Source organism: Nocardioides luteus (genome assembly GCF_014648595.1).
Lineage (GTDB): Bacteria > Actinomycetota > Actinomycetes > Propionibacteriales > Nocardioidaceae > Nocardioides > Nocardioides luteus.
The window spans coordinates 128,260-150,587 of record NZ_BMRK01000003.1 but is presented as its reverse complement, the minus strand read 5'-3'; the positions used below and the strand labels follow the sequence as shown (position 1 = coordinate 150,587).

19 protein-coding genes and 1 pseudogene are annotated in these 22,328 nt (G+C 70.4%); 12 read left to right on the top strand and 8 right to left on the bottom strand.

All coding sequences use genetic code 11. The annotated features are described in order from the left end of the window. Nucleotides 1-2 precede the first annotated feature (2 nt). A complete protein-coding gene (locus tag IEY81_RS05180) occupies nt 3-470 on the bottom strand; it encodes a hypothetical protein (protein ID WP_189117395.1) in 468 nt (155 codons plus the stop codon). 108 nt (nt 471-578) lie between these two features. On the opposite strand from IEY81_RS05180, the gene IEY81_RS05175 reads away from it, so the two are divergent. From IEY81_RS05175 to recD, 6 genes are all read left to right on the top strand, one after another. Next, on the top strand, nt 579-1,178 hold the full coding sequence (locus IEY81_RS05175) for a hypothetical protein (RefSeq protein WP_189117394.1): 600 nt from the start codon (nt 579-581) through the stop codon (nt 1,176-1,178). A gap of 546 nt (nt 1,179-1,724) precedes the next feature. Beyond that, a protein-coding gene (locus tag IEY81_RS05170; protein WP_189117393.1) for an IS3 family transposase occupies nt 1,725-2,929 on the top strand; the annotation gives its coding sequence in 2 pieces (ribosomal slippage) (nt 1,725-2,009 and nt 2,012-2,929; 1,203 coding nt in all). 54 nt (nt 2,930-2,983) lie between these two features. Continuing rightward, entirely contained in the window at nt 2,984-3,175 is a 192-nt protein-coding gene (locus IEY81_RS05165; protein ID WP_189117392.1) for a hypothetical protein, read from the top strand. 159 nt (nt 3,176-3,334) lie between these two features. Beyond that, complete coding sequence (gene recC / locus IEY81_RS05160) at nt 3,335-6,784, top strand: exodeoxyribonuclease V subunit gamma (protein ID WP_189117391.1); 3,450 nt, start codon at nt 3,335-3,337, stop codon at nt 6,782-6,784. Between the two features lie 2 nt (nt 6,785-6,786). Further along, nucleotides 6,787-10,080 carry a UvrD-helicase domain-containing protein gene (locus tag IEY81_RS05155; protein ID WP_189117390.1) on the top strand — a complete coding sequence of 1,098 codons (3,294 nt, stop codon included), beginning with the start codon at nt 6,787-6,789 and terminating at the stop codon, nt 10,078-10,080. Continuing rightward, nucleotides 10,077-11,840, top strand: a complete 1,764-nt coding sequence (recD, locus tag IEY81_RS05150) for an exodeoxyribonuclease V subunit alpha (protein ID WP_189117389.1) — start codon at nt 10,077-10,079, stop codon at nt 11,838-11,840. The genes IEY81_RS05155 and recD overlap by 4 nt, the downstream gene beginning before the upstream one ends. A gap of 12 nt (nt 11,841-11,852) precedes the next feature. On the opposite strand, the gene IEY81_RS05145 is transcribed toward recD, so the two are convergent. The 4 genes and pseudogenes from IEY81_RS05145 to IEY81_RS05130 all read right to left on the bottom strand — a co-directional run bounded on the left by IEY81_RS05145 (nt 11,853) and on the right by IEY81_RS05130 (nt 13,653). After that, a complete protein-coding gene (locus IEY81_RS05145; RefSeq protein WP_189117388.1) occupies nt 11,853-12,464 on the bottom strand; it encodes an ACT domain-containing protein in 612 nt (203 codons plus the stop codon). A gap of 71 nt (nt 12,465-12,535) precedes the next feature. After that, a complete protein-coding gene (locus tag IEY81_RS05140; RefSeq protein WP_189117387.1) occupies nt 12,536-12,985 on the bottom strand; it encodes a nitroreductase family deazaflavin-dependent oxidoreductase in 450 nt (149 codons plus the stop codon). Between the two features lie 45 nt (nt 12,986-13,030). Further along, nucleotides 13,031-13,330 (bottom strand): annotated as a pseudogene (gene trxA / locus IEY81_RS05135) (thioredoxin); the annotation flags it as partial. A 32-nt stretch (nt 13,331-13,362) separates the two neighbouring features. Then, on the bottom strand, nt 13,363-13,653 hold the full coding sequence (locus tag IEY81_RS05130; protein WP_229787367.1) for a MerR family DNA-binding protein: 291 nt from the start codon (nt 13,651-13,653) through the stop codon (nt 13,363-13,365). A 190-nt stretch (nt 13,654-13,843) separates the two neighbouring features. On the opposite strand from IEY81_RS05130, the gene IEY81_RS05125 reads away from it, so the two are divergent. Then, nucleotides 13,844-14,791: a 1,4-dihydroxy-2-naphthoyl-CoA synthase gene (locus tag IEY81_RS05125; protein WP_189117385.1), complete on the top strand. Its 948-nt coding sequence runs from the start codon at nt 13,844-13,846 to the stop codon at nt 14,789-14,791. 103 nt (nt 14,792-14,894) lie between these two features. Beyond that, a complete protein-coding gene (locus IEY81_RS05120; protein ID WP_189117384.1) occupies nt 14,895-15,449 on the top strand; it encodes a hypothetical protein in 555 nt (184 codons plus the stop codon). A gap of 28 nt (nt 15,450-15,477) precedes the next feature. Here IEY81_RS05120 and IEY81_RS05115 read toward each other — a convergent pair whose 3' ends face one another. Next, entirely contained in the window at nt 15,478-16,065 is a 588-nt protein-coding gene (locus tag IEY81_RS05115; protein WP_189117383.1) for a TetR/AcrR family transcriptional regulator, read from the bottom strand. Nucleotides 16,066-16,130: 65 nt separating this feature from the next. Between IEY81_RS05115 and IEY81_RS05110 the strand changes: the two genes are divergently transcribed. Beyond that, nucleotides 16,131-17,069: a hypothetical protein gene (locus IEY81_RS05110; protein WP_189117382.1), complete on the top strand. Its 939-nt coding sequence runs from the start codon at nt 16,131-16,133 to the stop codon at nt 17,067-17,069. Beyond that, a complete protein-coding gene (locus tag IEY81_RS05105) occupies nt 17,069-18,241 on the top strand; it encodes an MFS transporter (RefSeq protein WP_189117381.1) in 1,173 nt (390 codons plus the stop codon). The genes IEY81_RS05110 and IEY81_RS05105 overlap by 1 nt, the downstream gene beginning before the upstream one ends. An 11-nt stretch (nt 18,242-18,252) precedes the next feature. On the opposite strand, the gene IEY81_RS05100 is transcribed toward IEY81_RS05105, so the two are convergent. Together IEY81_RS05100 and IEY81_RS05095 are read right to left on the bottom strand one after the other, a co-directional pair. Beyond that, on the bottom strand, nt 18,253-19,050 hold the full coding sequence (locus IEY81_RS05100) for an SDR family NAD(P)-dependent oxidoreductase (RefSeq protein ID WP_189117380.1): 798 nt from the start codon (nt 19,048-19,050) through the stop codon (nt 18,253-18,255). Between the two features lie 55 nt (nt 19,051-19,105). Further along, complete coding sequence (locus tag IEY81_RS05095; RefSeq protein WP_189117379.1) at nt 19,106-19,828, bottom strand: PaaX domain-containing protein, C- domain protein; 723 nt, start codon at nt 19,826-19,828, stop codon at nt 19,106-19,108. A gap of 63 nt (nt 19,829-19,891) precedes the next feature. Here IEY81_RS05095 and IEY81_RS05090 point away from each other — a divergent pair, with 63 nt between their 5' ends. Together IEY81_RS05090 and IEY81_RS05085 are read left to right on the top strand one after the other, a co-directional pair. After that, nucleotides 19,892-21,535 carry an acyl-CoA dehydrogenase family protein gene (locus tag IEY81_RS05090; RefSeq protein WP_189117378.1) on the top strand — a complete coding sequence of 548 codons (1,644 nt, stop codon included), beginning with the start codon at nt 19,892-19,894 and terminating at the stop codon, nt 21,533-21,535. Then, on the top strand, nt 21,532-22,311 hold the full coding sequence (locus IEY81_RS05085; protein WP_189117377.1) for a crotonase/enoyl-CoA hydratase family protein: 780 nt from the start codon (nt 21,532-21,534) through the stop codon (nt 22,309-22,311). Before IEY81_RS05090 ends, IEY81_RS05085 begins: the two co-directional genes overlap by 4 nt. Nucleotides 22,312-22,328: the final 17 nt, after the last annotated feature.

Sequence of the window (22,328 nt, the reverse complement as noted above, 5' to 3'; positions counted from 1 at the left end):
GATTACCCCTCCGCCTTGTCGTCTTGACCAAACTTGGCTCGCGTCGCCGCTTCTTCCAGCGCTCCGAAGTCGGGGAGGAACGGCAGGTTGATGTCAGGTAGGTTCAGTCGAGCATCCTTGACCAAGTTGTCGAAGAACGGTTGGCTGATCAAGTCGACACCTGCGGTCATCAGGTTGTGAGCGTCCGTGCGAGCTTGCTCGTCCGCGTCCTCTACAGCACGGACAGCGTCGTCAAGGCCATCGACGAACGAAACCATGGCTTTCGAGGTCTCTGAGAGTGCGGAGTTGATGCGCTCGGTAGCGAGGTTCATCAGGGTCTCGAGAGTGTTGGCGGTCTGACTGCCCCCGAGACTGCCGGCGCGGGGCTTGTCGACGTGCACCTTGTCGAGTTCAACTGTGTCGTCGATGAGTACCTGTTTGATCTGATTGACGAGGGGCTTGTTGACCCCAGTCGAGCGTGGCCCTGTCATTGGCAGTCTCCCGAGTGTGTCCGGACGTTGACCTAAGTTAAACAGCAGACCCTAGGGGGTGTCGATCAGAAAGCCACTAGTCTGTGAAGAGCCGATACGCTCTCTGGCATGACCAGATCTCGGAGACGCTCCATCGCGTTCGCAACCGCGGCTGTGGTTGTGCTTCTTGGAACCGGCGTTGCCGGGTGCGGCAAAGACTCCCCGTCGGGCAAAGAAACGACGATGACGGCGCCCTCGTCGGGTGGTGCGGCGTCGCCTGAGCCCACCGACCCAGGGGCAGGTTGGCACGGCGTCGAGTCGGACGGGGTGCAGCTCAAGGCGCCGCCCGCTTGGGATGTGCGTATGGAGGACGGAGTCCACTACGTACTGAGCACGCCGAAGGACGAGCAAGGCTTCAGAGACGGCTTTGCAACCCTCATGACAGGGTCGACCCTCGCGGCATCAACTGACGAGCTCGCGTCGACCAGTCGTGAAAGCGTGATCGGTGACTACTCGGACGTCGAGCGACTGGACGATGTGCAGTTCAGGGGCACGAAGTTCTTCCATATCCAGGCCACCGGAGAGTCTCGAACGTACGACCTCTACGGTGCTCTCTTGGACGGCGGCACCGAGGTATCTGTGCATTGGTCGTTCGCCGGGGAGACGTCTCGCAAGAAGATCGATAAGTACATCAACGAAGTGATGGCAACGTTCAAGTTCGCAGGCTGAGCAACGAGCGAGCGCAGTGGCATCTACGAGGGGTCGCCGACGTCCATCGGTACGTCAAGGTCAATGACTCCCGTCCGCCAGCCACTATCCTCTCCGGTCATGGCTGGATCTCGGACGGGCGTCGCCCGATCCCTCACTGCGATCACCGTTGCGGCGATCACGGCGTTGGCGCTCTCCTCTTGCGGCGGAAACGATGCACCGTCGGGACCCGACACCTCATCCTTACCAAGCGCCCCGGAGGCCTCTGAGTCATCAACCGCGTCCGGTGAAGAAGAAACGGCGAAAATCAACGGCGCGCTCCTCACGGCTCCCGCCGGCTGGTAGGTCGAGTCCGGAGAATCCCGCTACGTGCTCAGCGCGCCAGACGACGACCACCCCACTGGTAGGGCGATCTTCAAACGCTGATGTGACCCTCGCCTCCGACGTGGACGATCTCGCCAAGGCCGCACTCTCGCGGGTGGAAACGGCGTACCCGGAGGGACTGCTGCAGGGTTAGGTGACATCTGATCTGTGGTGCCGAGAGGTGCTGCTGGAAGGATGTGTGCTGTGCCGAAGCCGTACCCCAAGGAGTTCCGTGACGATGTTGTTCGTGTCGCGAGAAACCGTGAGCCTGGTCAGCAGTTGAAGCAGATCGCTGCTGACTTCGGGATCAGCGAGTCGTGTCTGACCAACTGGCTGCGGCAGGCCGATGTCGAGGACGGGGCGAAGCCGGGGACCACGGCGGCTGAGAACGCTGAGCTGCGTGAAGCGAAGAAGCGGATTCGGTTGCTCGAGCAGGAGAACGAGGTGCTGCGTCGGGCCGCGGCCTATCTCTCGCAGGCCAACCTGCCGGGAAAATGATGTACCCGCTCGTTCGTGAGCTGGCTGTCGACGGGATCCCCGTCGCGGTGACGTGTCGGGTCCTCAAGATCGCTCGCCAGCCCTACTACCGGTGGCTTCGAGGACCCCTCACGCCCGCCATGCTGGAAGAGGCCTACCGAGCCAATGCCCTCTTCGACGCGCACCGCGACGACCCCGAGTTCGGTTACCGGTTCCTGGTCGAGGAAGCCGGTGCGGCCGGGCAGCAGATGGCGGAGCGGACCGCGTGGCGGATCTGCTCGGTCAACGGCTGGTGGAGCGCGTTCGCCAAGCCCAAGCGTGCGAAGGCGAAGAAGGCCGGCCCACCGGTTCACGACGACCTGGTCGCGCACGTCGACGAGCACGGTGTGACCCGGCACTGGTTCGCTGCGCACGCCCCGAACGAGTTGTGGTTGACCGACATCACCGAGCATCCCACCGGTGAGGGCAAGCTCTACCTGTGCGCGGTCAAGGACGTCTACGCGAACCGGATCGTGGGCTACTCCATCAGCGACCGGATGAAGTCCAAACTCGCGGTCAACGCACTCGAGAACGCGGTCCGGATGCGCCGAGCAGCCAGTGAGGACGTGGCCGGTTGCATCGTTCACTCCGACCGAGGCAGCCAATGTCGCAGCCGAAAATTCGTCCGAGCGATCAACCGCCACGGGCTGGTCGGATCGATGGGTCGCGTCGGCGCGTGTGGCGACAACGCGGCCATGGAATCGTTCTTCAGCCTGCTCCAGAAGAACGTCCTCGACCGCACGGCGTGGGAGACCCGCGAGGACCTCCGCATCGCGATCGTGACCTGGATCGAGAAGACCTACCACCGCCGACGACGACAAGCGACCCTGGGACGTTTAACTCCCATCGAGTACGAGACAATCAAGATCACGCCAGCCACTCAGGCTGCGTGACCCAACCTGTCACCCGATCCTGCAGCAGTCCCGGACGGGAAACGTCTCCCCGACGTGAAGTATGGCGGCAGCACGTTCTTCCACCTTCGAGGGACCAATGAGACCGAGCGGTTCGACCACTACGGAACCGTGGTGGGTGACTCTGAGGTCGTGGTTGCTTGGTCGTTCAATCCTGAGTGGGTCACGCGCGAGGAAGCAGATGCGTTCATCGAACAGGTGATGCCGACGTTCAAGTTCGGGGGCTGACAACCGCGCGAGGTCACCGCTGCGGGACGAGGCCGTAGAAAGTGATCGTCGCGTCGAACATGACAGATCGGTCTTCACCTACCGTTGCGCGGACACTTGCGACAAGCCGCTCTGGGTGCCTCAGAGGCGATGTCGGAGCTCACCGATAGGTTGCGGTCTGTGGTCGTACATCTGCACCGCGCGCCGCGGACCGATCTGCTCGCCGACTCGCTCGGCGAGCTGCTTTCGGTGCCTTCCGAGGATCCCTTCGCGACCGAGGTCGTGGTGGTGCCGGCGCGCGGGGTGGAGCGGTGGTTGTCGCATCGGCTCTCGCATCGGCTGGGGGCGGCTGAGGGGCGTGCGGACGGGATCTGTGCGGGGGTCGACTTTCGGTCGCCGTGGTCGCTGTTCGCCGAGATCGCGGGTACGGGCGACGAGGATCCGTGGGGGCCGGAGTCGCTGACCTGGCCGGTGCTGGCGGCGATCGACGCCTCGCTCGACGAGCCCTGGGCGCGGTCGCTCGCGCAGCATCTGGGTCACGGAGATCAGACGGAAGAAGGGGTACGCCGACGGGGGCGGCGGCTGGCGCTGGCGCGGAGGCTCGCGAAGCTGTTCGCTGCGTATGCGGACCAGCGGCCGAGCGTGGTGGCCGACTGGAGCGCTGGGCAGGACACCGACGGGCTCGGCAAGGAGATCGCCGACGATCTGGCCTGGCAGCCGCCGCTGTGGCGGGCCGTCGCGGACCTGGTCGGTGGGCCGACTCCGGTGGAGCGGCATGCTGCGACGGTCGCACGGCTGAAGGAGGCGCCGGGGGAGTTCGAGCTGCCGGAGCGGGTCTCGCTCTTCGGGCACACCCGACTCTCGGCGACCGACGTCGAGCTGGTCGCGGCGCTCGGGGAGCACCGGGACGTACATCTGTGGCTGCCGCATCCGTCTGAGGATCTGTGGCAGGCGCTGGCGGGGCTGGAGGGGACGGTCGCGCGTGCGGAGGATCGGGCTCATGCCGCTGTGGGGCATCCGCTGCTGGCGACGTTGGGGCGAGATACGCGGGAGTTGCAACGGTCGCTGAACCGGTTCTCGGGAGGTCTCGACGAGGTCGACCGGCGGGGGCTGGGTCTCGACAAGCTCGACCACCGGGGTTCAGGTCTCGACGAGGTCGACCAGCGAGGGCTGGGTCTCGACAAGATCGACCAGCGGGAGTCGAGTCTGCTCCGATGGCTCCAGGAGGACATCCGCGGCAACACGCTCGGGCAGCGCGAGGAGCGGGTGCTGGACCCGAAGGACCGGTCGATCCAGGTGCACGCCTGCCACGGTGAGACGCGGCAGGTGGAGGTGCTGCGGGAGGTGCTGCTGGGGCTGCTCGAGGACGACCCGACGCTGGAGCCGCGCGACGTGCTCGTGATGTGCCCCGACATCGAGACCTTCGCGCCGCTGATCGAGGCTGCGTTCGGGCTGGGGGATATGACCGGCGAGACCGGCCACCCCGGCCACCGGCTGCGGGTGAAGCTGGCCGACCGGTCGCTGACGCGCACCAACCCGCTGCTCGACGTGGCCACCAGGCTGCTCGACCTGGCCGGCGGTCGGGCGGGGGTGAGCGACGTACTCGATCTGGCTCATCTCGACCCCGTTCGGCGCCGGTTCGGGTTCAACGACGACGCGCTGGAGCAGCTCGAGGACTGGGCCAAGGACGCCGGGATCAGGTGGGGCTTCGACGCAGAGCACCGGGAGCCCTTCGGGCTGGAGTCGTACGTCGCCAACACCTGGCGCTTCGGCATGGACCGGATCCTCACCGGGGTGGCCATGTCCGAGGACTCGGCGACCTGGCTCGACACGACGCTGCCGCTCGACGACGTGGGCAGCGGGTCGGTGGAGCTGGCCGGACGGTTCGCCGAGATGGTCGACCGGCTCGAGTCGATTACCGACGAGATGGCGGGCGTGCACCCGCTGGCCCACTGGCTGAAGATCATCGAGGAGGGCGTCGCCGCGCTGACCTCGGTCTCGACCAACGACGAGTGGCAGGCCGGCCAGGTGACCCGCGAGCTGTCCCGGGTGCGCGAGGCCGCTGCGGGCCACACGGTGGACGAGCTGCGGCTGCCCGACGTGCGCGCGCTCCTGGGGGCGCGCCTGGCCGGAAGGGCGACCCGCGCCAACTTCCGCACCGGCACGCTGACCGTCTCCACCCTGGTGCCGATGCGGTCGGTGCCCCACCGGGTCGTCTGCCTTCTGGGCATGGACGACGGTGTGTTCCCCCGGGTCGGGATCACCGACGGCGACGACCTGCTGGCCCGCGACCCGCAGACCGGCGAGCGCGACCTGCGCAGCGAGGACCGGCAGCTGTTCCTCGACGCGCTGCTGGCCGCGACCGAGACGCTGGTGGTGACCTACACCGGTGCCAACGAGTACTCCGGCCAGCCCCGGCCGCCGGCGGTGCCGCTCGGCGAGCTGCTGGACACCCTCGACACCACTGCCGTCACCGACGACGGCACGCCCGTCTCCAACCGTGTGACGATGAGACATCCGCTGCAGCCGTTCGACCCGCGCAACCTGACCCCCGGAGCGTTGGTCGCCGACCGCCCGTTCTCCTTCGACAAGGCCGCGGAGGCGGGTGCGGTCGCCGCTGTCTCGGAGCGAGTCCAGCCTCCTGAGCTGCTGCCGACAGCGCTGACGCCGCAGCCGACCGGCGACGTGACCCTCGAGGAGCTGCTCTCTTTCTACCGTTCGCCGGTGCGCGCGTTCTTCCGTGACCGGCTGGAGCTGGCCCTGGCCCGCGAGGAGGAGCCGCTCTCCGACGGTCTCCCGGTCGAACTCGACGGCTTGGGGCAGTGGTCGGTGGGCGACCGGCTGCTCCATGACCTCCTCGCCGGTCTGTCGGAGGAGCAGGCGACGCAGCAGGAGTGGCGCCGCGGCGTACTTCCCCCGAAGTGGCTCGGCTGGCGCATCCTCACCGACGTGATCACCAAGGCGAAGCCGATCGCGGCCGAGGCGCTGCGGGTGCGCCAGGCAGGCATCTCGACCGGCCAGTCGCGAGCCGTCGACGTCGAGGTCGACCTCGGCGAAGGACGCCGGCTGACCGGCACCGTGCCGGAGGTCTACGGCGACCGGCTGGCGCCGGTGACGTACTCCCGCCTGGGCGCTCGGCGGCGGATCGAGTCGTGGGTGCAGCTCGTCGCGCTGGCCGCCTCCGACGAGGACCGCGCGTGGAGCGCCTGGACCCTGGGCCGACCGGGAAACTCCAGGTCACGCACACCCTTCGGGCTCTCCCAGCTCGGCCCGCTCGACCACACCGCGATCGACGTGCTGCGCGACCTGGTGCGGCTGCGCGACCGAGGCCTGACCTCGCCGCTCCCGCTGCCGCTGAAGACCTCGCTCGCCTATGCGCGCCAGCGGCGCACCCAGGCCGGGATCGACGACGCGCTCTACAAGGCCGGCTGGGAGTGGAACGACGGACGCTACGAGGGCGAGGAGTCCGACGTGGAGCAGGTGCGTGCCTGGGGCAAGGGCTCGGGCATCCCCGGGCTGGGCGATCAGCCGGAGCCGGGCGAGGAGTTCGACGGAGAGACCAGCCGCTTCGGTGCGCTCGCGATGCGGGTCTGGTCGCCGCTGCTGGCGGCGGAGCAGGGGAGCTGGTGACCATGGACGGATTCGACCTGACCGGTCCGCTGCCGACCGGCACGACGCTGATCGAGGCCTCGGCAGGCACCGGCAAGACCTTCACCATCGGCGCCCTGGTGACCCGCTACGTCGTCGAGGGGGTCGCGCGGCTCGACGAGATTCTCGCGATCACCTTCGGCCGTGCCGCCTCGCAGGAGCTCCGGGACCGGGTGCGCTCCCACCTGGTCGACGCCGAACGCGCCTTCGCAGCCACCGTCGCGGGCCAACGCCCGACCCCGCTCGACGCCCATCTCGAGCTGCTGCTGGACGTGCCCGAGGAGGAGGTCCGCGTACGTCACGAGCGCGTGCGCGACGCGCTCGCCTCCTTCGACGGCGCCACGATCGCGACGACCCACCAGTTCTGCCAGCTCGTGCTGCGCTCGCTCGGGGTGGCCGGTGACACCGACGCCGGTGCGGAGCTGGTCGATTCGCTCGACGAGCTGGTCGTGGAGGTCGTCGACGACCTCTACCTGAAGTGGTTCGGCGAGGTCCGGGAGCGGCCACCGTTCGGCCGCGACGACGCGCTGGCACTGGCGCGCACCGCGATCGAGGACCCGCAGTCCGCGCTCGCGGCCGCACCTGATGAGAACCCGCTCGCGGCCGCGCGGGTCCGGTTCGCGGAGGCGGTGCGCGAGGAGGTCGCCCGGCGCAAGCAGATGCGGGGCGTCCTCTCCTACGACGACCTGCTCTGCCGCCTGGCCGACGCGCTCGAGGACCCCTCGGCCCCGGCGCGGTCGCGGATGCGTCAGCGGTGGCGGATCGTGCTGGTCGACGAGTTCCAGGACACCGACCCGGTGCAGTGGCAGGTGCTGTCGCGGGCGTTCGACGGGCACGCCACGCTCGTGCTCATCGGCGACCCGAAGCAGGCCATCTACGCCTTCCGTGGCGGCGACGTCCACACCTATCTGACCGCCGCCCGGACGGCGAAGACGCAGTCGACGCTCGACATCAACTGGCGCAGCGACGAGCCGCTCGTCAAGAGTCTGCAGGTGGTGCTTCGCGGCGCCGCCCTGGGCTCGCCGGAGATCGTCGTGCACGACGTGCAGGCCCATCACACCGGCTCACGACTCGTCGGCGCTCCCCACCCGGCGCCGTTCCGGATCCGTCGCGTCGGTCGCACCGGATTCAAGCTCACCCGCGGCAAGATGATCACCGCCGGCGCCGCACGCAACCACATCGCCCGCGATCTCGCCGGCGACGTCGCCGAGCTGCTCGGCTCGGGAGCGACCTGGTGTGACGAGCCGGTGCGAGCCGGCGACATCGCGGTCATCGTCGCGATCCGCTCCCACGGCCTCCTCGTCCAGCGGGCGCTGCAGGAGCGTGGCATCCCCGCCGTGATGGCCGGTGGCGGCGACGTCTTCCTGACCCCCGCCGGTGAGGACTGGCTCGCGCTGCTCCAGGCGCTCGACTCGCCCCATCGGGCGCCGTTGGTGCGCGCGGCCGGGCTGAGCGTCTTCTTCGGTCACACCGCGGCCGAGCTCGACGCGGGCGGGGAGGCACTCACCTCACGCATCGCCGACACCCTGCGCGGCTGGGGGCTGCTGCTTCGCGGACGAGGTGTCGCGGCGCTCATCGAGGCGGCCGAGGAGCGCGGGCTCACCGCGCGCGTGCTGCAGCGTACCGACGGCGAGCGGCTGCTCACCGACGTACGTCATCTCGGGCAGCTGCTCCACGACATCTCGGTGCGCGACTCGCTCGGGCTGCCGGCGCTGCTGGCCTGGTTCCAGGACGAGCGGCGGCGATCGGCCGCGACCGAGCGGCCACGGAGGCTCGACTCCGATGCGGCAGCGGTGCAGATCGTGACGGTGCACGGCTCGAAGGGCCTGCAGTACCCGGTCGTCTATCTACCCTTCGCCTACGACTTCTTCGTGCGCGACCCGGAGGTCGCGCGGTTCCACGACGACGCGGGGCAGCGGACGATCGACGTCACCGGCGGCGGTGCGCAGTGGGCCCAACACTTGGCCCGCCACCAGGAGGAGGAGCTGGGGGAGGAGCTGCGCGACCTCTACGTCGCGCTGACCCGAGCGCAGTCGCAGGTCGTCGCGTGGTGGGCGCCGACGGCCAACACCGCGACCGGCGGGCTCCACCGGCTGCTCTTCGGGCGCGGCCCCGGCCAAGCGGTGGTGCCGGACACGGTCGCTGTGCCGAGCGACGAGGACGCGGCGAGCCTGCTGACCAACGTCTCGCGTCACGGCGGTCCCGTGGCAGAGGAAGCGGTGCCGGTCGCGGCAACGGCGCCGCGGCGAGAAGCGCCACCCGGCGCCCTCGCCGCCCGACCGTTCACCCGTGACGTCGACGCGGAGTGGCGGCGTACGTCCTACTCCGGACTCATCCGGGTCGACGAAGGCGTCGCGGCCACGACGACCTCGGAGCCCGAGGTCGAGGGCAAGGACGACGAGCCCGGGCTCGCCGACGCCGACCTCCCGGCGTCGGAGCTCGAACTCGTCGAGACCCCCGAGGTGCAACTCTCGCCGATGGCCGAGCTGCCCAAGGGCGCAGGGTTCGGCTCGTTGGTCCACGCCGTCCTCGAGCACACCGACCCCGAGGCGCCCGACCTGGCCGAGGAACTGCTGACCAGGACCAGGGAGCAGCTGCGCTGGTGGCCGGTGGCGGCCTCGGCCGAGGAGCTCGCGACGGCGATCCTCCCGCTCAACCTCACCCCGCTCGGCCCCCTGGCAGACGGGCTGACGCTCGCCCAGATCCCGCTGCGCGACCGGCTGCGCGAGCTCGACTTCGAGATCCCGCTGGCCGGCGGTGACGCGCGTGGGCCGGGGGCGCCCGACGTACGACTGCGTGACCTCGCGCCGCTGCTGCGAACCCATCTCCCGGCCGACGACCCGATGGTCACCTACGCCGACCGGCTGGAGGCTCCGCCGTTGGGGGACCAGACGCTGCGGGGGTATCTGACGGGGTCCGTCGACGTCGTCCTGCGTCTGCCCAACGGCCGTTTCGTGGTGGTCGACTACAAGACCAACTTCCTCGGTGTCGAGGCGATGGACTACACCCAGCCGAAGCTCGCCGAGGCGATGCTCCACTCCCACTACCCGTTGCAGGCGCTGCTCTACTCCGCGATCGTGCACCGTTTCCTGCGCTGGCGGCTGCCCGGCTACGACCCCGAGCAGCACCTCGGCGGAGTGCTCTACCTCTACGTCCGCGGCATGCTCGGCGCCGACACCCCGGTCGTCGACGGCATCCCGACCGGCGTCTTCACCTGGCAGCCGCCCGCCGCGCTGGCGGTGGCGCTGTCCGATCTCCTGGACGGAGTGGTCGCATGATCGAGCGCTGGGAGTCCGAGGACCCCAACGACCCGAGGCTGGCCCGGTCCGCGACCGGTCTGCTCGCCTCGTTCAACCGCGAAGGGGTGCTCACCGCTGCCGACGTCCACGTCGCGACGCGTGCCGCCGCGCTCGCGGGCGAGTCGCGCGACGAGGTCCGGCTGGCGGTCGCGCTGGCCGTCCGCGCGGTCCGCCACGGCTCGGTCTGCGTCGATCTGTCGACGCTGCCGGAGACCGAGGAGACGTTGCCCTGGCCCGACCCGGCCGGATGGTTGAAGGCCGTCGCCGACAGTCCGCTGGCAGCGCAGTCCGTGGTGCAGGTCGCCGACGGTCTGCTCTACCTCGACCGCTACCACCGCGAGGAGGGCCAGGTACGCGACGACCTGCTCTCCCGCCTGGCCTCACCGCGGCCCGTGGCCGACGAGCCCTTGCTCGAGGCGACCGCAGCCCGGCTCTTCCCAGGCGAGGGATACGCCGAGCAGCGGGCCGCCGCGCTCGCCGCCGCCCGCCAGTCGACCACGGTGCTCACCGGCGGCCCCGGCACCGGCAAGACGACGACCGTCGCCGGGCTCCTCGCCCTGCTCACCGAGCAGTCCGAGACCCCGCTGCGGGTCGCGCTCACCGCGCCCACGGGCAAGGCGGCCGCCCGGCTCCAGGAGGCCGTCGAAGGCGCCCAGCGGGCGCCGCAGTTCACCGCGGAGGACCGGTCCCGGCTCGAGGGTCTGACCGCGTCGACCCTCCACCGGCTGCTCGGCTGGCGGCCAGGGTCCTCGACGCGGTTCAAGCACCACCGCACCAACCGGCTGCCCCACGACGTGATCGTCGTCGACGAGACCAGCATGGTCTCGCTGACGATGATGGCCAGGCTGCTGGAGGCGGTCCGCCCCGAGGCGCGACTGATCCTCGTCGGCGACCCCGACCAGCTCGCCAGCGTCGAGGCCGGCGCGGTGCTCTCCGATCTCGTCGCCGGGCTCTCGGTGCGTTCGCCCGAGGCCGTGGCCGAGCTTCGGACCACCCATCGTTTCGGTGGTGCGATCGGAGCCCTGGCCGCGGCGCTGCGCGACGGTGACGATGGCGCCGACGCTGCGCTCGACGTGCTCCGGTCCGGCGACCCCGCGGTCGAGCTCGTCGACCCCGAGGACGAGGCCCGCATGGCCGAGGTCGAGCGCGACCTGATCACCCACGCCGCCGCCCTCCACGAGGCCGGCCTGGCGGGCGATGCGGAGTGCAGCGTACGCATGCTCGACGAGTCACGCCTCCTCTGCGCCCACCGCGACGGACCTTGGGGTGTCGCCCACTGGAACCGGTTGGTCGAGCGCGGCCTCGCCGAGACGACCGGTGAGCCGCTCGGCGCCGGCTGGGGCCACGAGTGGTATCCGGGCCGGCCGGTCCTCGTCACCGCCAACGACTACGGTCTCGGCCTCTTCAACGGTGACACCGGTGTCACCTACCGAGACGCCGCGGGTGACCTCCGGGTCGCGATCGCCGGCGGCGGGGCGTACGCGCCCTCACGCCTCGGCGACATCGAGACCCTGCACGCGATGACCGTCCACAAGTCCCAGGGCAGCCAGGCCAGGTCCGTCACCGTCCTGCTTCCGCCCGGCGACTCGCCGCTGCTCACCCGCGAGCTCTTCTACACCGCGGTCACCCGCGCCCAGGAGCGCGTCCGCGTCGTCGGCACCGAGGAGGCCGTCGCCGCAGCGGTCACCCACCGCGCCCAGCGAGCCTCCGGCCTCCGCCAGCGGCTCGGCCACGACTGAGGACGAGCCGGGTCAGGATCGTGCGATGGAGCTGGCCAGCGAGGCGAGGTGACCGAGCCGGGCGAGCTCGGAGTCGAGGAAGTCAGGGCCGCCGCGGCGGCCGATGATGACGATCTCGTTGCCGTCGATGCGGGCGCCGGCGAAGACGTTCTCGTCCGCGTCGTCGACCTCGATGCGCTCGGGCCGGTCGAGCTCGATGAACGGGACGTTCTCGGGGGAACCCTCGGTGGACCGGCCGATGCCGTTGACGCGGTGGACGCGGAAGGCCCAGTCGGCGCGGAAGGTCAGCGGCAGCACGTCGACGAGGCGGTCGAGGGCCTCGTGGGCGTTCTCGGTGAGGTCCTCGACGGCCTCGAGATCGAGGAACAGGTTGCCGCCGGCGGCATAACGGGAGATCCAGACGACGTGCACGTCCTCGAGCTCGTTGCACGCCGAGACGATGGAGTCGGGCATCGTGCCCGGCTCGGTCTCGAGGAGCACATCATCGACGGCTCTGCCGTCGACGGTGTTCTTCTCGACGATCTCGATCGCCTCGATGTCACCGCCGGCTTCACCGATGGCAGAGGCGAGGCGACCGAGAGAACCCGGGATGTCGGGCAGCTCGACGCGTAGCAGGAACGGCATGGCTATAGACCCTAGCGTCGCCAACCGACACTCGTCGCACCGTCCCGGTTACGTGCCGGTCAATTGGTTGGCTATGCGTCGACCGGCTCGAGAAGGAAGAGTGGGAAGATCCGCGACGTCTTGGGCTGGTACTCGCCGTACGTCGGCCAGGTCTTCACCGCGTAGTCCCACCACTCCTCGCGCTCGGCCCCGGAGAGCTCGCGCGCGACGTACGCCTTCTTGGTGCCGCCGTCCTGGAGCACCATGTCGGGGTATGCGCGGAAGTTGGCCACCCAGGCCGGGTTCTTGTCGCCGCCGCCGACGGAGGCGACCGCGAGGTAGCGGCCGTCGCGCTCGACCCGCATCAGCGGGGTCTTGCGGATCGCGCCGGTCTTCGCGCCGCGGTTGGTGATCAGGATGATCGGATTGCCGTCGCGCTCGAGGACGTTGGCCTCGGCGCCGTTGGAGGCCTCGAACGCGGCGACCTGCTCGCGCACCCAGTCGGCCGTGCTCGGGACGTATTCACCTTGCAGTTCGGTCATGCTCTCTAGAACACCAGCGAGCGCGACCTATTCCAAGGCCCCTGATCACGCGAGCGCCTTGTCGAGCTCGCGATCGATGTGCGACTTCGGCCGCGCGCCGACCAGCTGCAGCACCGGCTTCCCGCCACGGAAGAGGAGCATCGTCGGCACCGCCATGACCCGATAGTCGGCGGAGGTCGCCGGGTTCTCGTCCTGGTTCAGCTTCACCACGCGCAGGCTTCCCGCCCGTTCGGCGGCGATCTTCTCGAGGATGGGCGCCAGCTGACGGCACGGCGGGCACCACTCGGCCCAGATCTCCACGAGCACCGGCGTCTCGGACATGAGTACGTCCTCGACGAACTGGGCATCGGTGATGTCCTCGGTCACGGCGGTCTGGCTCATCGTCTGTCTCCTTCTGGGTTCGATGCTTCTGAATTCGATGCTTCGGCGGCCGGTCGGTACGACTCCGCTTCGCGCAGCAGCCCGGCGAGCTCGCCGCGCAGGGCGGTCAGCTCCGAGACCCTCCGGTCGATCTCGGCGATGCGCTGCCGATAGGCCTCGAGGGAAGCCGGGCACACGTCGGCACGGTCGTTGCCGGCGCGCAGGCAGTCGACGAACGGCAGCGTCTCCTCGGCGGTGAGCCCGAGCGAGAGCAGGGCACGGATCTCCCGCACCACCTGCACGTCCATGTCGGCGTAGTCCCGATATCCGTTGCGCGCACGCCGCGGCGAGCAGTCCCCGTGACTCGTAGTAGCGCACGGCCTTCACCGTCACGCCCGCCTGGTCCGCGAGCTCTTTGATCTGCACGTCGTCGACGGTAGACCTTGACCCTGGGGGCAAGGTCAAGCCGATAGAGGACCGGCCGGATAACCTCAGCCCATGAGCGCCATCGAAGGAGTCTCCAACACGTTCGACCCGAGCCGCTGGGACGAGGTGCCGGGCTTCGAGGATCTGACCGACCTGACCTATCACCGGGCCAAGGAGCACGGCACCGTACGCATCGCCTTCGACCGCCCCGACGTGCTCAACGCCTTCCGGCCGCACACCGTCGACGAGCTCCTCCGCGTCCTCGAGCACGCCCGCACCTCCGCCGACGTCGGCTGCGTCCTCCTGACCGGCAACGGGCCGTCGGAGAAGAACGGCAAGTTCTCCTTCTGCACCGGCGGCGACCAGCGCATCCGCGGCAAGGCCGGCTACCAGTACGAGGAGACCGATGCGTACGCCGCCGGCCGCACCGGCGCCGAGGAGCCGACCCCGATCGACAAGGCCAAGCTCGCCCGCCTGCACATCCTCGAGTGCCAGCGGCTGATCCGCTTCATGCCGAAGGTCGTCATCTGCGTCGTCCCCGGCTGGACCGCCGGCGGCGGCCACTCCCTCCACGTCGTCTGCGACCTGACCCTGGCGAGCGCCGAGAACGCGCGCTTCAAGCAGACCGACGCCGACGTCGGCTCGTTCGACGGCGGCTACGGCTCGGCCTACCTCGCGCGCCAGGTCGGCCAGAAGTTCGCCCGCGAGATCTTCTTCCTCGCCGAGGAGTACTCCGCCGAGGACGGCGTACGCATGGGCACCGTCAACCGCGCCGTCCCCCACGCCGAGCTCGAGGACGTCGCGCTCGAGTGGGGCCGCAAGATCAACGGCAAGTCGCCCACAGCGCAGCGGATGCTGAAGTACGCCTTCAACCTGCTCGACGACGGTCTCGTCGGCCAGCAGATGTTCGCCGGCGAGACCACCCGTCTGGCGTACATGACCGACGAGGCGCAGGAGGGCCGCGACCAGTTCCTGGAGAAGCGCGACCCCGACTGGTCGCCCTACCCCTGGTACTACTGAGCCGGCGCTTCCTCCAGAAAACACCGCGCGCGGCTCGCCCTCCCGACGTAGTCTTCGGCCGACACGGCGCGTCCGCCCGGACGCGCCAGGGATCGAGGAGCGCATGCCAGGACAGATCGTCGGATCGTTGATCGGCGCCTCCTTCGGGATGGTCTACGTCTTCGTGAACAGCGGGTCCTTGCCCACGCCGGTGCGCTGGATCTCGTGGCTGCTCGCCGCCGCGGCTTTCGTGGCGGTGGTGATCGCGGCGGTCGGCCTCGCGCGGCGTACGCCGGCGGTCGAAGACCGCGAGGTGGGGCGCGGCTTCCCGAAGAGCTACTGGCTGGTGGTGGCGATCGAGGCGGTGGCGCTCATCGGCGGCGCGCAGCTGCTCTCGGGTCCGCTCGACCTACCCGAGGCAGGGGTGGCGTGGGTGTCGGTGGTCGTGGGGGTCCACTTCATCCCGCTCGCCGTGATCTTCCGGCAGCCGTTCTTCCACTGGTTGGGGGCGGCGATCGCTGGCTGCGGTGCGGTGGGCATCGTGCTCGCCCTGCTCGGCTCCGGGGCGCTCCCGATCGACCTCGTGGCGGGCATCGTGCCCGGCGCGCTGCTGCTCGCCTTCGGCTGGTGGGGCGTGCACCGCTCACCCGAGCCGGTCGAGCAGCGCTCCGCAGCCTGAGCCCGAGACGAGATCGGGGTAGGCCAGGTCAGTGGGGCAGATCGAGCTCCGCGACGGCCCTGATCGCTGCCCGGATCGGGTTGTCGAGCCAGATCGGGATGGGCTCGCCGAGGAGCGTACGCACCATGCCCAACGGCGTGTCCCGGGCAGCGAGCGCCGTCACCTCGAGACTGCGCCGGCTGACCTGCCCGTAGCGCCGCTCGGCCAGATGCGCGATCAGGCCGCCGACCGGGGCGTTGAGGTCGGGCAGCACGTCCTCCAACCCGGCCGGCGGCGCGGCCACGAGATCGCGGTGGCGGTAGACGGTGAGCATCCGGGCATCGACAGGGTTGGCCCGGCAGAAGGTCGGGATGAGCATGCCCGTCTCGACGATGGCCTCGACCGGGTCGGAGATCTCACGTATGTCGTCGAACTGCGCGTGGAAACGACCTACGGCACGCACCCATGCCGAGGCGAACAGTGCGTCGCGCGAGGCGAAGCGGTGATAGATCGAGCCGGACGGTGCGCCGAGCAGGGCGGTGACGTGAGCGACGGTCGCCGACCGCCAGTGGGTATGCACCGCCTGGGCTGCGGCGTCGAGGATCTCTTCGGACGTAAAACGTGCGGGCTTGACCACGGGGCCAGCGTAGGTCAAGGTAGAGACCATCATCTAGAGACTCGTCACTAATTGAAGGACATGCCATGCAACGGCATCTGCAGTCGCTCGCCTTCGGCCTCGTGATCGTGGCCGTCGTGCCCTACACCGTCCTCAAGCTGGTCTGGCTCGCCGGATCCGAGATCGGTCTGAAGAACGCTGCAGCCGTCGCGGAGGCCGAGAGCTCGCGCATGCTGGTCGGCAACACCGTCACGATCGTGCTCGACCTGCTCGCGGTCGCGCTGGCCTACGCGCTGATCCGGCCGGTGGGGCGCAAGGTGCCGGCCTGGGTCGTGCTGCTGCTGGCAGGCGCGGCGACCGGCCTGCTCGCCCCGATCCTGCTCGGTCTGCCGCTGGGCATGGTCGTGCAGCTGGCCACCTCGGGCAACGTACGCACCAGCGGCATGGACAACCTCGAGCCGTGGGTGTTCGGCCTGGTCTACGGGGGCTTCGCGCTGATGGCCGTGGCCCTCTGCGTGCTGCTGTGGCTCTACGTCGTCGACCGCTGGGCGGGCATCCTGGCCGCGCCGCCCAGGCCGCCTGCGCTATGGGTCGTGGTGGCGGGAGCGCTCGGGCTGCTGCCCTTCGGTGCCGGCATGCTCTGGTGGGGGCTGATGGGCCCGGGCGGGGGAGGGCCGCAGGCCATGGATGCGACCGCGCAGCGCACCGTGCTGGTGGTCACCGGCATCCTCGCCGTCGCGGCGTTCCTGGCGCCGTACGCCACTCCCCGGCGCGAGAGCTACAGCCGTGCCGCGTGGCTGGTGACGTGGACCGGGTGTGCGGTCGCCGCGCTGCAGGGCCCGACCCAGGTGCTGCTCGCCAACGGCGGCAACCCGACCCCGGTGATGATCGTGCTCGCGCTGATCACCACGCCCGGCAGCTGCCTCTACGGCTGGATGGTGCTGAGGGGCCGCCTGGCCGCGGGCGAGGGTCGGGGCCAGTCCTCGACCGGGGTCGCGCTCGCCGCCGAGGGTGGCGCGCACTGATGCCCGGATGGCTCGTCGCGCTGTTCGCCGCGGCGTTCGTCTTCTACACCGATGACTACGTGATCGCCGGCATCCTGCCCGAGCTGGCCGACGACCTCGGCGTCGGCGAGGGGCAGGCGGGGCAGCTGGTCACCGCGTTCTCGCTGACCGTCGCCGTCGCTGCGCCGGTCGCCGCGGTGGTCCTCGCCCGCGTCCCGCGGCGCCGGCTGTTCGCGGTCGCGCTGGTGGTCTTCGTCGTCGCGAACGCTGCGGCGGCCCTCGCGCCGCCGTTCGCCGTCCTGATGGTGCTACGGGTGGTCGCCGCCCTGGCGGCGGCCAGTGCCACCCCCGCGCTGTTCGCCTACGCCGCCGGCCATGCGCCGGCTGACAAGGTCGGTCGCTACCTTGCCATCATCTCGCTCGGTGTCACCGGGTCGATCGCTGCCGGCGTACCTGTCGGCACCTGGATCGGCGGCGCGCTCGGATGGCAGGCGACCTTCGCCGCCGTGGCGATCGCCGGCGCGCTCGTCCTGCTGCTCGTCCTGCGTACGTTGCCCGGCGAGGATCGCCTCGATGAGGCGCCGGCGCTCGGTGAACAGCTGCGGACCCTGCGGCAGCCGGCCATCTCGCTGGGGCTGCTGGCCAACTGTGCACTGATGACCGGGTCGATGATGATGCTCACCTATCTGGCTCCCTACCTCGCGACCACGACGACCGGTGGTGTCGACATGCGCGGCCTCGCCTTCGGTCTGGCCGGCGTCGCCGGGATCGCCGGGATCTGGCTCGGCGGGCTCGCCACCGACCGCTGGGGTGCGGACCGTGCGCTGCTGTTCGGCGTCGGCGTGATCGTCGCTGCGATGGCAGGCCTGTGGGGTCTGTGGGGTGCCCGTCCGGCACCCCTGCTGCTCGTGCTGGTCGTGACGACGGTGTGGGCGGCCATGGCGTTCTGGAACTCGCCGGCGATCCAGGCCCGTCTCCACGCCCTCGCCGGCCCCGTCGCAGGGCAGGCGCTGGCGCTCAACACCTCGGGCACCTACCTCGGAGTCTCGATCGGCGCCGCGATCGGCGGGGTCCTCCTCTCCGGTGTCGGGGTCGGAGGTCTACCGATCGCCGCGGCGGCGTTCGCGATCGGTGCGCTCGTGCTGCTCGCGCTCGCTCGTCCGGTCGGTCGGGCGTCGACCCAGCCGGCGTGACCCCGGCCTGATCATTCCGCGAGACCCGGGTGGTTGCGCGCGACCATCGACAGCAGCAGTCGCCGGGGAAGGTGGTGGTTGAACGCTGCCGCGACGCGGTTGGGGGTGCCGGGGACGATGACCCGCTGCCCCCGGGCCAAGCCGTCGACCGCAGTCTTCGCGACGGCATCGGCCTGGCGCCACATGAAGGCCGGCAGCGACTTCTCGGCCTCCTCGTCCGGGATGCCCGCTGCCGCTCCGAAGCCGGTGCGCACCGGACCCGGGCACAGTGTTGCCGCGGTGACACCGGTGCCGCGAAGCTCCTCGTACATCGCGTCGGTGTAGGAGAGCACGAACGCCTTGGCGGCGCCGTAGGTGGCCTGGCCGGGCACCGGGCCGAAGGCCCCGACCGAGGCCACGTTCAGCACGGCTCCGCGGCCACGTTCGACCATGCCCGGGATGATCCGGCTGCACAGGTCGACCACGGCGCTGACGTCGACCTCGACCAGGCGCAGCTCGGCCGCCGGGTCGGACTCGGCGACCGGCCCGAGGTTTGCCATCCCGGCGTTGTTGACCAGGATGTAGGGGACCAAGCCGAGGTCGGCGATCTGATCCGGTAGCGCCGCGCGTTGCTCGCGGTCGGCCAGGTCGACCGGCAGCACCTCCGCACCGCCGAGCGAATCGGCGAGCTCGCGCAGGAGGTCCGTACGCCGCGCGACCAGCGCCACCCGATGACCGCGCCGGGCGAGCTCGCGAGCGATCTCCGCCCCGATCCCCGACGAGGCTCCGGTGACGACGGCGACCCCGTCAGGACTGGGAGGCGGAAGCATGACGAGGGAGCCTACCGGCCACGAGGCTGTCGGGCCGGTCCTAGCGCCCTGGCTTTCAGGCAAGCGTGACGAGGTCGCTCAGCTCACGCTGATAGGCGTCGTACGTCTCGCGCAGCTCTGCGGCCGGCCACCTGGAGGGCCGGAGGTCAGGAGGGAGGAGCGGGTCGGCGTCGATGTGGCGCACGATGGCGGCGGCGGTGGCGAGCCGGAGCGCGGGCTGCGTGGTCGAGTCGAGGCGTTCGAGCAGGTGCTCGGCCTCGCGCGTCCATCCGGCCAGGTCCCACAGGGAGGCGGCCAGCTCGCCCGGATCCTGCTCCGGCGTCGCCGTGAACGTCTGGAGCACCGGGTCGGAGAAACGCGGTCGCCGCAGGTTGGCCGGCCGGGTCCAGACGCCCTCGCGCAGCTCGGCGAGACGGTGGGACTTGAGCGCGTCACGCAGGACGGCCCGCTCGGGGCCCGGGCGCCCGGCCGCGACGACGACGGTCATCTCCCAGGAGCCGTCCCACGCCTTGTCGGCGGTGTGCACCGCCTCGTCCTGGTGCGCCTGGCGCTGGATGAGCCGCTCGCCGAGGCGATAGCCGTCCTCGGCGCGCGACAGGTCGCCGTCGGCGACCGCGCGGGCGGCCGCGACCCGCACGGTCGCGGGGGCGATGTCGAGCAGCTGGCCGGCGCGGGCGAGGTCGGCCGGGGTCAGCGGTGACGGGTGGGCGCCGAGCAGCAGGCTCAAGATCGCGGAGCGGGCCGAGAGTGGAGCCAGGTCGTCGAGCGCGGTAGCCACGCGAGCATCCTCTCATGCAACAACTATCGACACGACTGTTGCGATATCTGTAACATCGGAGCCATGACCAGCGCTCCCGAGCCCTACTCCACCCACGAGGTCACCAACCAGGTGCCGCCCCTGGAGGGCCACAGCACCGCCGACGACGCGGCGCTGCGTGAGGGCGTCGAGCGCGAAGGTGCGGCGTGGGCGCTGCCGGAGATCGACGAGCTGGGCCGCCTCGCCGGCACCGCCGAGGCGCAGGAGTGGGGCCGGCTCGCCGAGCGGGTGCCGCCGCGTCTGCACACTCACGACCGCTACGGACACCGGGTCGACGAGGTCGAGTACGTCCCGGCGTACCACCAGCTGATGACGACCGCCGTCGAGCACGGGCTGCACGCGGCTCCCTGGGCCGACGACCGCCCCGGCGCCCACGTCGCCCGCGCGGCGAAGTTCTACGCCTGGAATGTCGACGCCGGCCACGGCTGCCCGGTCTCGATGACCTACGCCGTCGTGCCGGCGCTGCGCGCCAACCCCGAGCTCGCCGCGCGGTTCGAGCCGCTGCTGACGGCCCGTGCGTACGACTTCGGGATCCGTGACCCCGAGACCAAGCGCGGACTCATCGCCGGGATGTCGATGACCGAGAAGCAGGGCGGCTCCGACGTGCGCGCGAACACGACGACCGCGACCGAGCAGGCTGACGGCACCTATGTCCTGCGCGGCCACAAGTGGTTCACCAGCGCGCCGATGAGCGACATGTTCCTCACCCTCGCGCAGACCTCCGCCGGGATCTCCTGCTTCCTCGTCCCGCGCGTGCTGCCTGGCGGAGAGCGCAACGCGATGCGCTTCATGCGGCTGAAGGACAAGCTCGGCAACCGCTCCAACGCCTCCTCCGAGATCGAGTACGACGCCGCCGTCGGCTGGCTCGTGGGGGAGGAGGGCCGCGGGGTGCGCACCATCGTCGAGATGGTCAACATGACCCGTCTGGACTGCGTGATCGGCTCCGCGGCCGGCATGCGCAACGCCCTCACGATGGCCAGCCACCACGCCTCGCACCGCTCCGCGTTCGGCAAGCTGCTCACCGACCAGCCGGCGATGCGCAACGTGCTCGCCGATCTGCAGGTCGAGTCGGAGGCGGCCACGACCGCGATGATGCGGCTGGCGGGTGCCAACGACCGGGCGATCCGCGGCGACGAGGGCGAGGCCGCGCTGCGCCGGATCGCGCTCGCGGTCACCAAGTACTACGTCTGCAAGCGCGCGCCCCAGATGGTCAACGAGGCGCTCGAGTGCCTGGGCGGCAACGGCTACATCGAGGACTTCGACATCGCTCGCATCTACCGCGAGATGCCGCTGCTCTCCATCTGGGAGGGCTCCGGCAACGTCGCCGCGCTCGACGCCCTGCGGGCGCTGGCCAAGGAGCCGCACACCCTCGACGCCTTCATGGCCGAGGCGGAGCTCGCCGCCGGCGCCGACACCCGCTACGACGCAGCGCTCGACCGGCTGAAGAAGGAGTTCACCTCCTTCGACGACCTCGAGTTCCGGGCCCGCCGGATCGTCGAGCAGATGGCCCTCGTCTTCCAGGGGTCGCAGCTCGTCCGGCACGCGCCCGACGCCGTCGCCGACGCGTTCTGCTCCTCGCGGCTCGGCCGCGACTGGGGCGGCGCCTTCGGCACGCTCTCGCCACGTGGCGACGTCTCCGCGATCCTCGAGCGCGCCCTCCCGGCATGACCGCGGACGCGTCGGTCGTCGTCACCAAGGACGGCCCGGTCACCACGATCCGGATCAACCGTCCAGAGGTACGCAACGCCGTCGACCGGGCGACGGCCGAAGCCCTGGTGGCTGCCTTCGAGGAGTTCGACGCCGACCCCGACGCCGCTGTCGCGGTGCTGCACGGCGAGGGCGGCGACTTCTGCGCGGGCGCCGATCTCAAGGCGGTCGCGAGCGGTGACCCCAACCGCTTCGAGCCTGACGGCCACGGCCCGATGGGCCCCACTCGGATGCGCCTGAGCAAGCCCGTCATCGCGGCCGTCGCCGGTCACGCGGTCGCCGGCGGACTCGAGCTCGCGGTCTGGGCCGACCTGCGCGTGATGGAGGAGGACGCGGTCTTCGGCGTGTTCTGCCGGCGCTGGGGCGTACCCCTCATCGACGGCGGCACCGTCCGACTGCCCCGCCTGATCGGCACCAGCAACGCGATGGACATGATCCTCACCGGCCGCCCCGTCGGTGCCGAGGAGGCCCAGCGCATGGGCCTGGCCAACCGCGTCGTCCCACCCGGTCAGGCCCTCGCCGTGGCGCAGGGGCTCGCCGGCCAGCTCGCCGCCTTCCCGCAGACCTGCATGCGCCACGACCGCCTCTCCGTCCTAGAGCAGGAGGGGCTCAGCGAGCAGGACGCTCTGGCGGCCGAGTACGCCCACGGCGCGGTCTCGGTCACCGCCGACACCGTCGCGGGTGCGACCCGGTTCGCCGGTGGGGCGGGTCGTCACGGGTCGTTCGAGACCGACTGACCGCCTTCGGGGCTGAC

Excerpts from the sequence above, each read along its gene's own strand:
- IEY81_RS05180 (WP_189117395.1), bottom strand. The coding sequence starts at position 470 with ATGACAGGGCCACGCTCGACTGGGGTCAACAAGCCCCTCGTCAATCAG.
- IEY81_RS05175 (WP_189117394.1), top strand. The coding sequence starts at position 579 with ATGACCAGATCTCGGAGACGCTCCATCGCGTTCGCAACCGCGGCTGTG.
- IEY81_RS05155 (WP_189117390.1), top strand. The coding sequence starts at position 6,787 with ATGGACGGATTCGACCTGACCGGTCCGCTGCCGACCGGCACGACGCTG.
- recD (WP_189117389.1), top strand. The coding sequence starts at position 10,077 with ATGATCGAGCGCTGGGAGTCCGAGGACCCCAACGACCCGAGGCTGGCC.
- IEY81_RS05145 (WP_189117388.1), bottom strand. The coding sequence starts at position 12,464 with ATGCCGTTCCTGCTACGCGTCGAGCTGCCCGACATCCCGGGTTCTCTC.
- IEY81_RS05140 (WP_189117387.1), bottom strand. The coding sequence starts at position 12,985 with ATGACCGAACTGCAAGGTGAATACGTCCCGAGCACGGCCGACTGGGTG.
- IEY81_RS05130 (WP_229787367.1), bottom strand. The coding sequence starts at position 13,653 with ATGGACGTGCAGGTGGTGCGGGAGATCCGTGCCCTGCTCTCGCTCGGG.
- IEY81_RS05125 (WP_189117385.1), top strand. The coding sequence starts at position 13,844 with ATGAGCGCCATCGAAGGAGTCTCCAACACGTTCGACCCGAGCCGCTGG.
- IEY81_RS05120 (WP_189117384.1), top strand. The coding sequence starts at position 14,895 with ATGCCAGGACAGATCGTCGGATCGTTGATCGGCGCCTCCTTCGGGATG.
- IEY81_RS05110 (WP_189117382.1), top strand. The coding sequence starts at position 16,131 with ATGCAACGGCATCTGCAGTCGCTCGCCTTCGGCCTCGTGATCGTGGCC.
- IEY81_RS05105 (WP_189117381.1), top strand. The coding sequence starts at position 17,069 with ATGCCCGGATGGCTCGTCGCGCTGTTCGCCGCGGCGTTCGTCTTCTAC.
- IEY81_RS05100 (WP_189117380.1), bottom strand. The coding sequence starts at position 19,050 with ATGCTTCCGCCTCCCAGTCCTGACGGGGTCGCCGTCGTCACCGGAGCC.
- IEY81_RS05090 (WP_189117378.1), top strand. The coding sequence starts at position 19,892 with ATGACCAGCGCTCCCGAGCCCTACTCCACCCACGAGGTCACCAACCAG.
- IEY81_RS05085 (WP_189117377.1), top strand. The coding sequence starts at position 21,532 with ATGACCGCGGACGCGTCGGTCGTCGTCACCAAGGACGGCCCGGTCACC.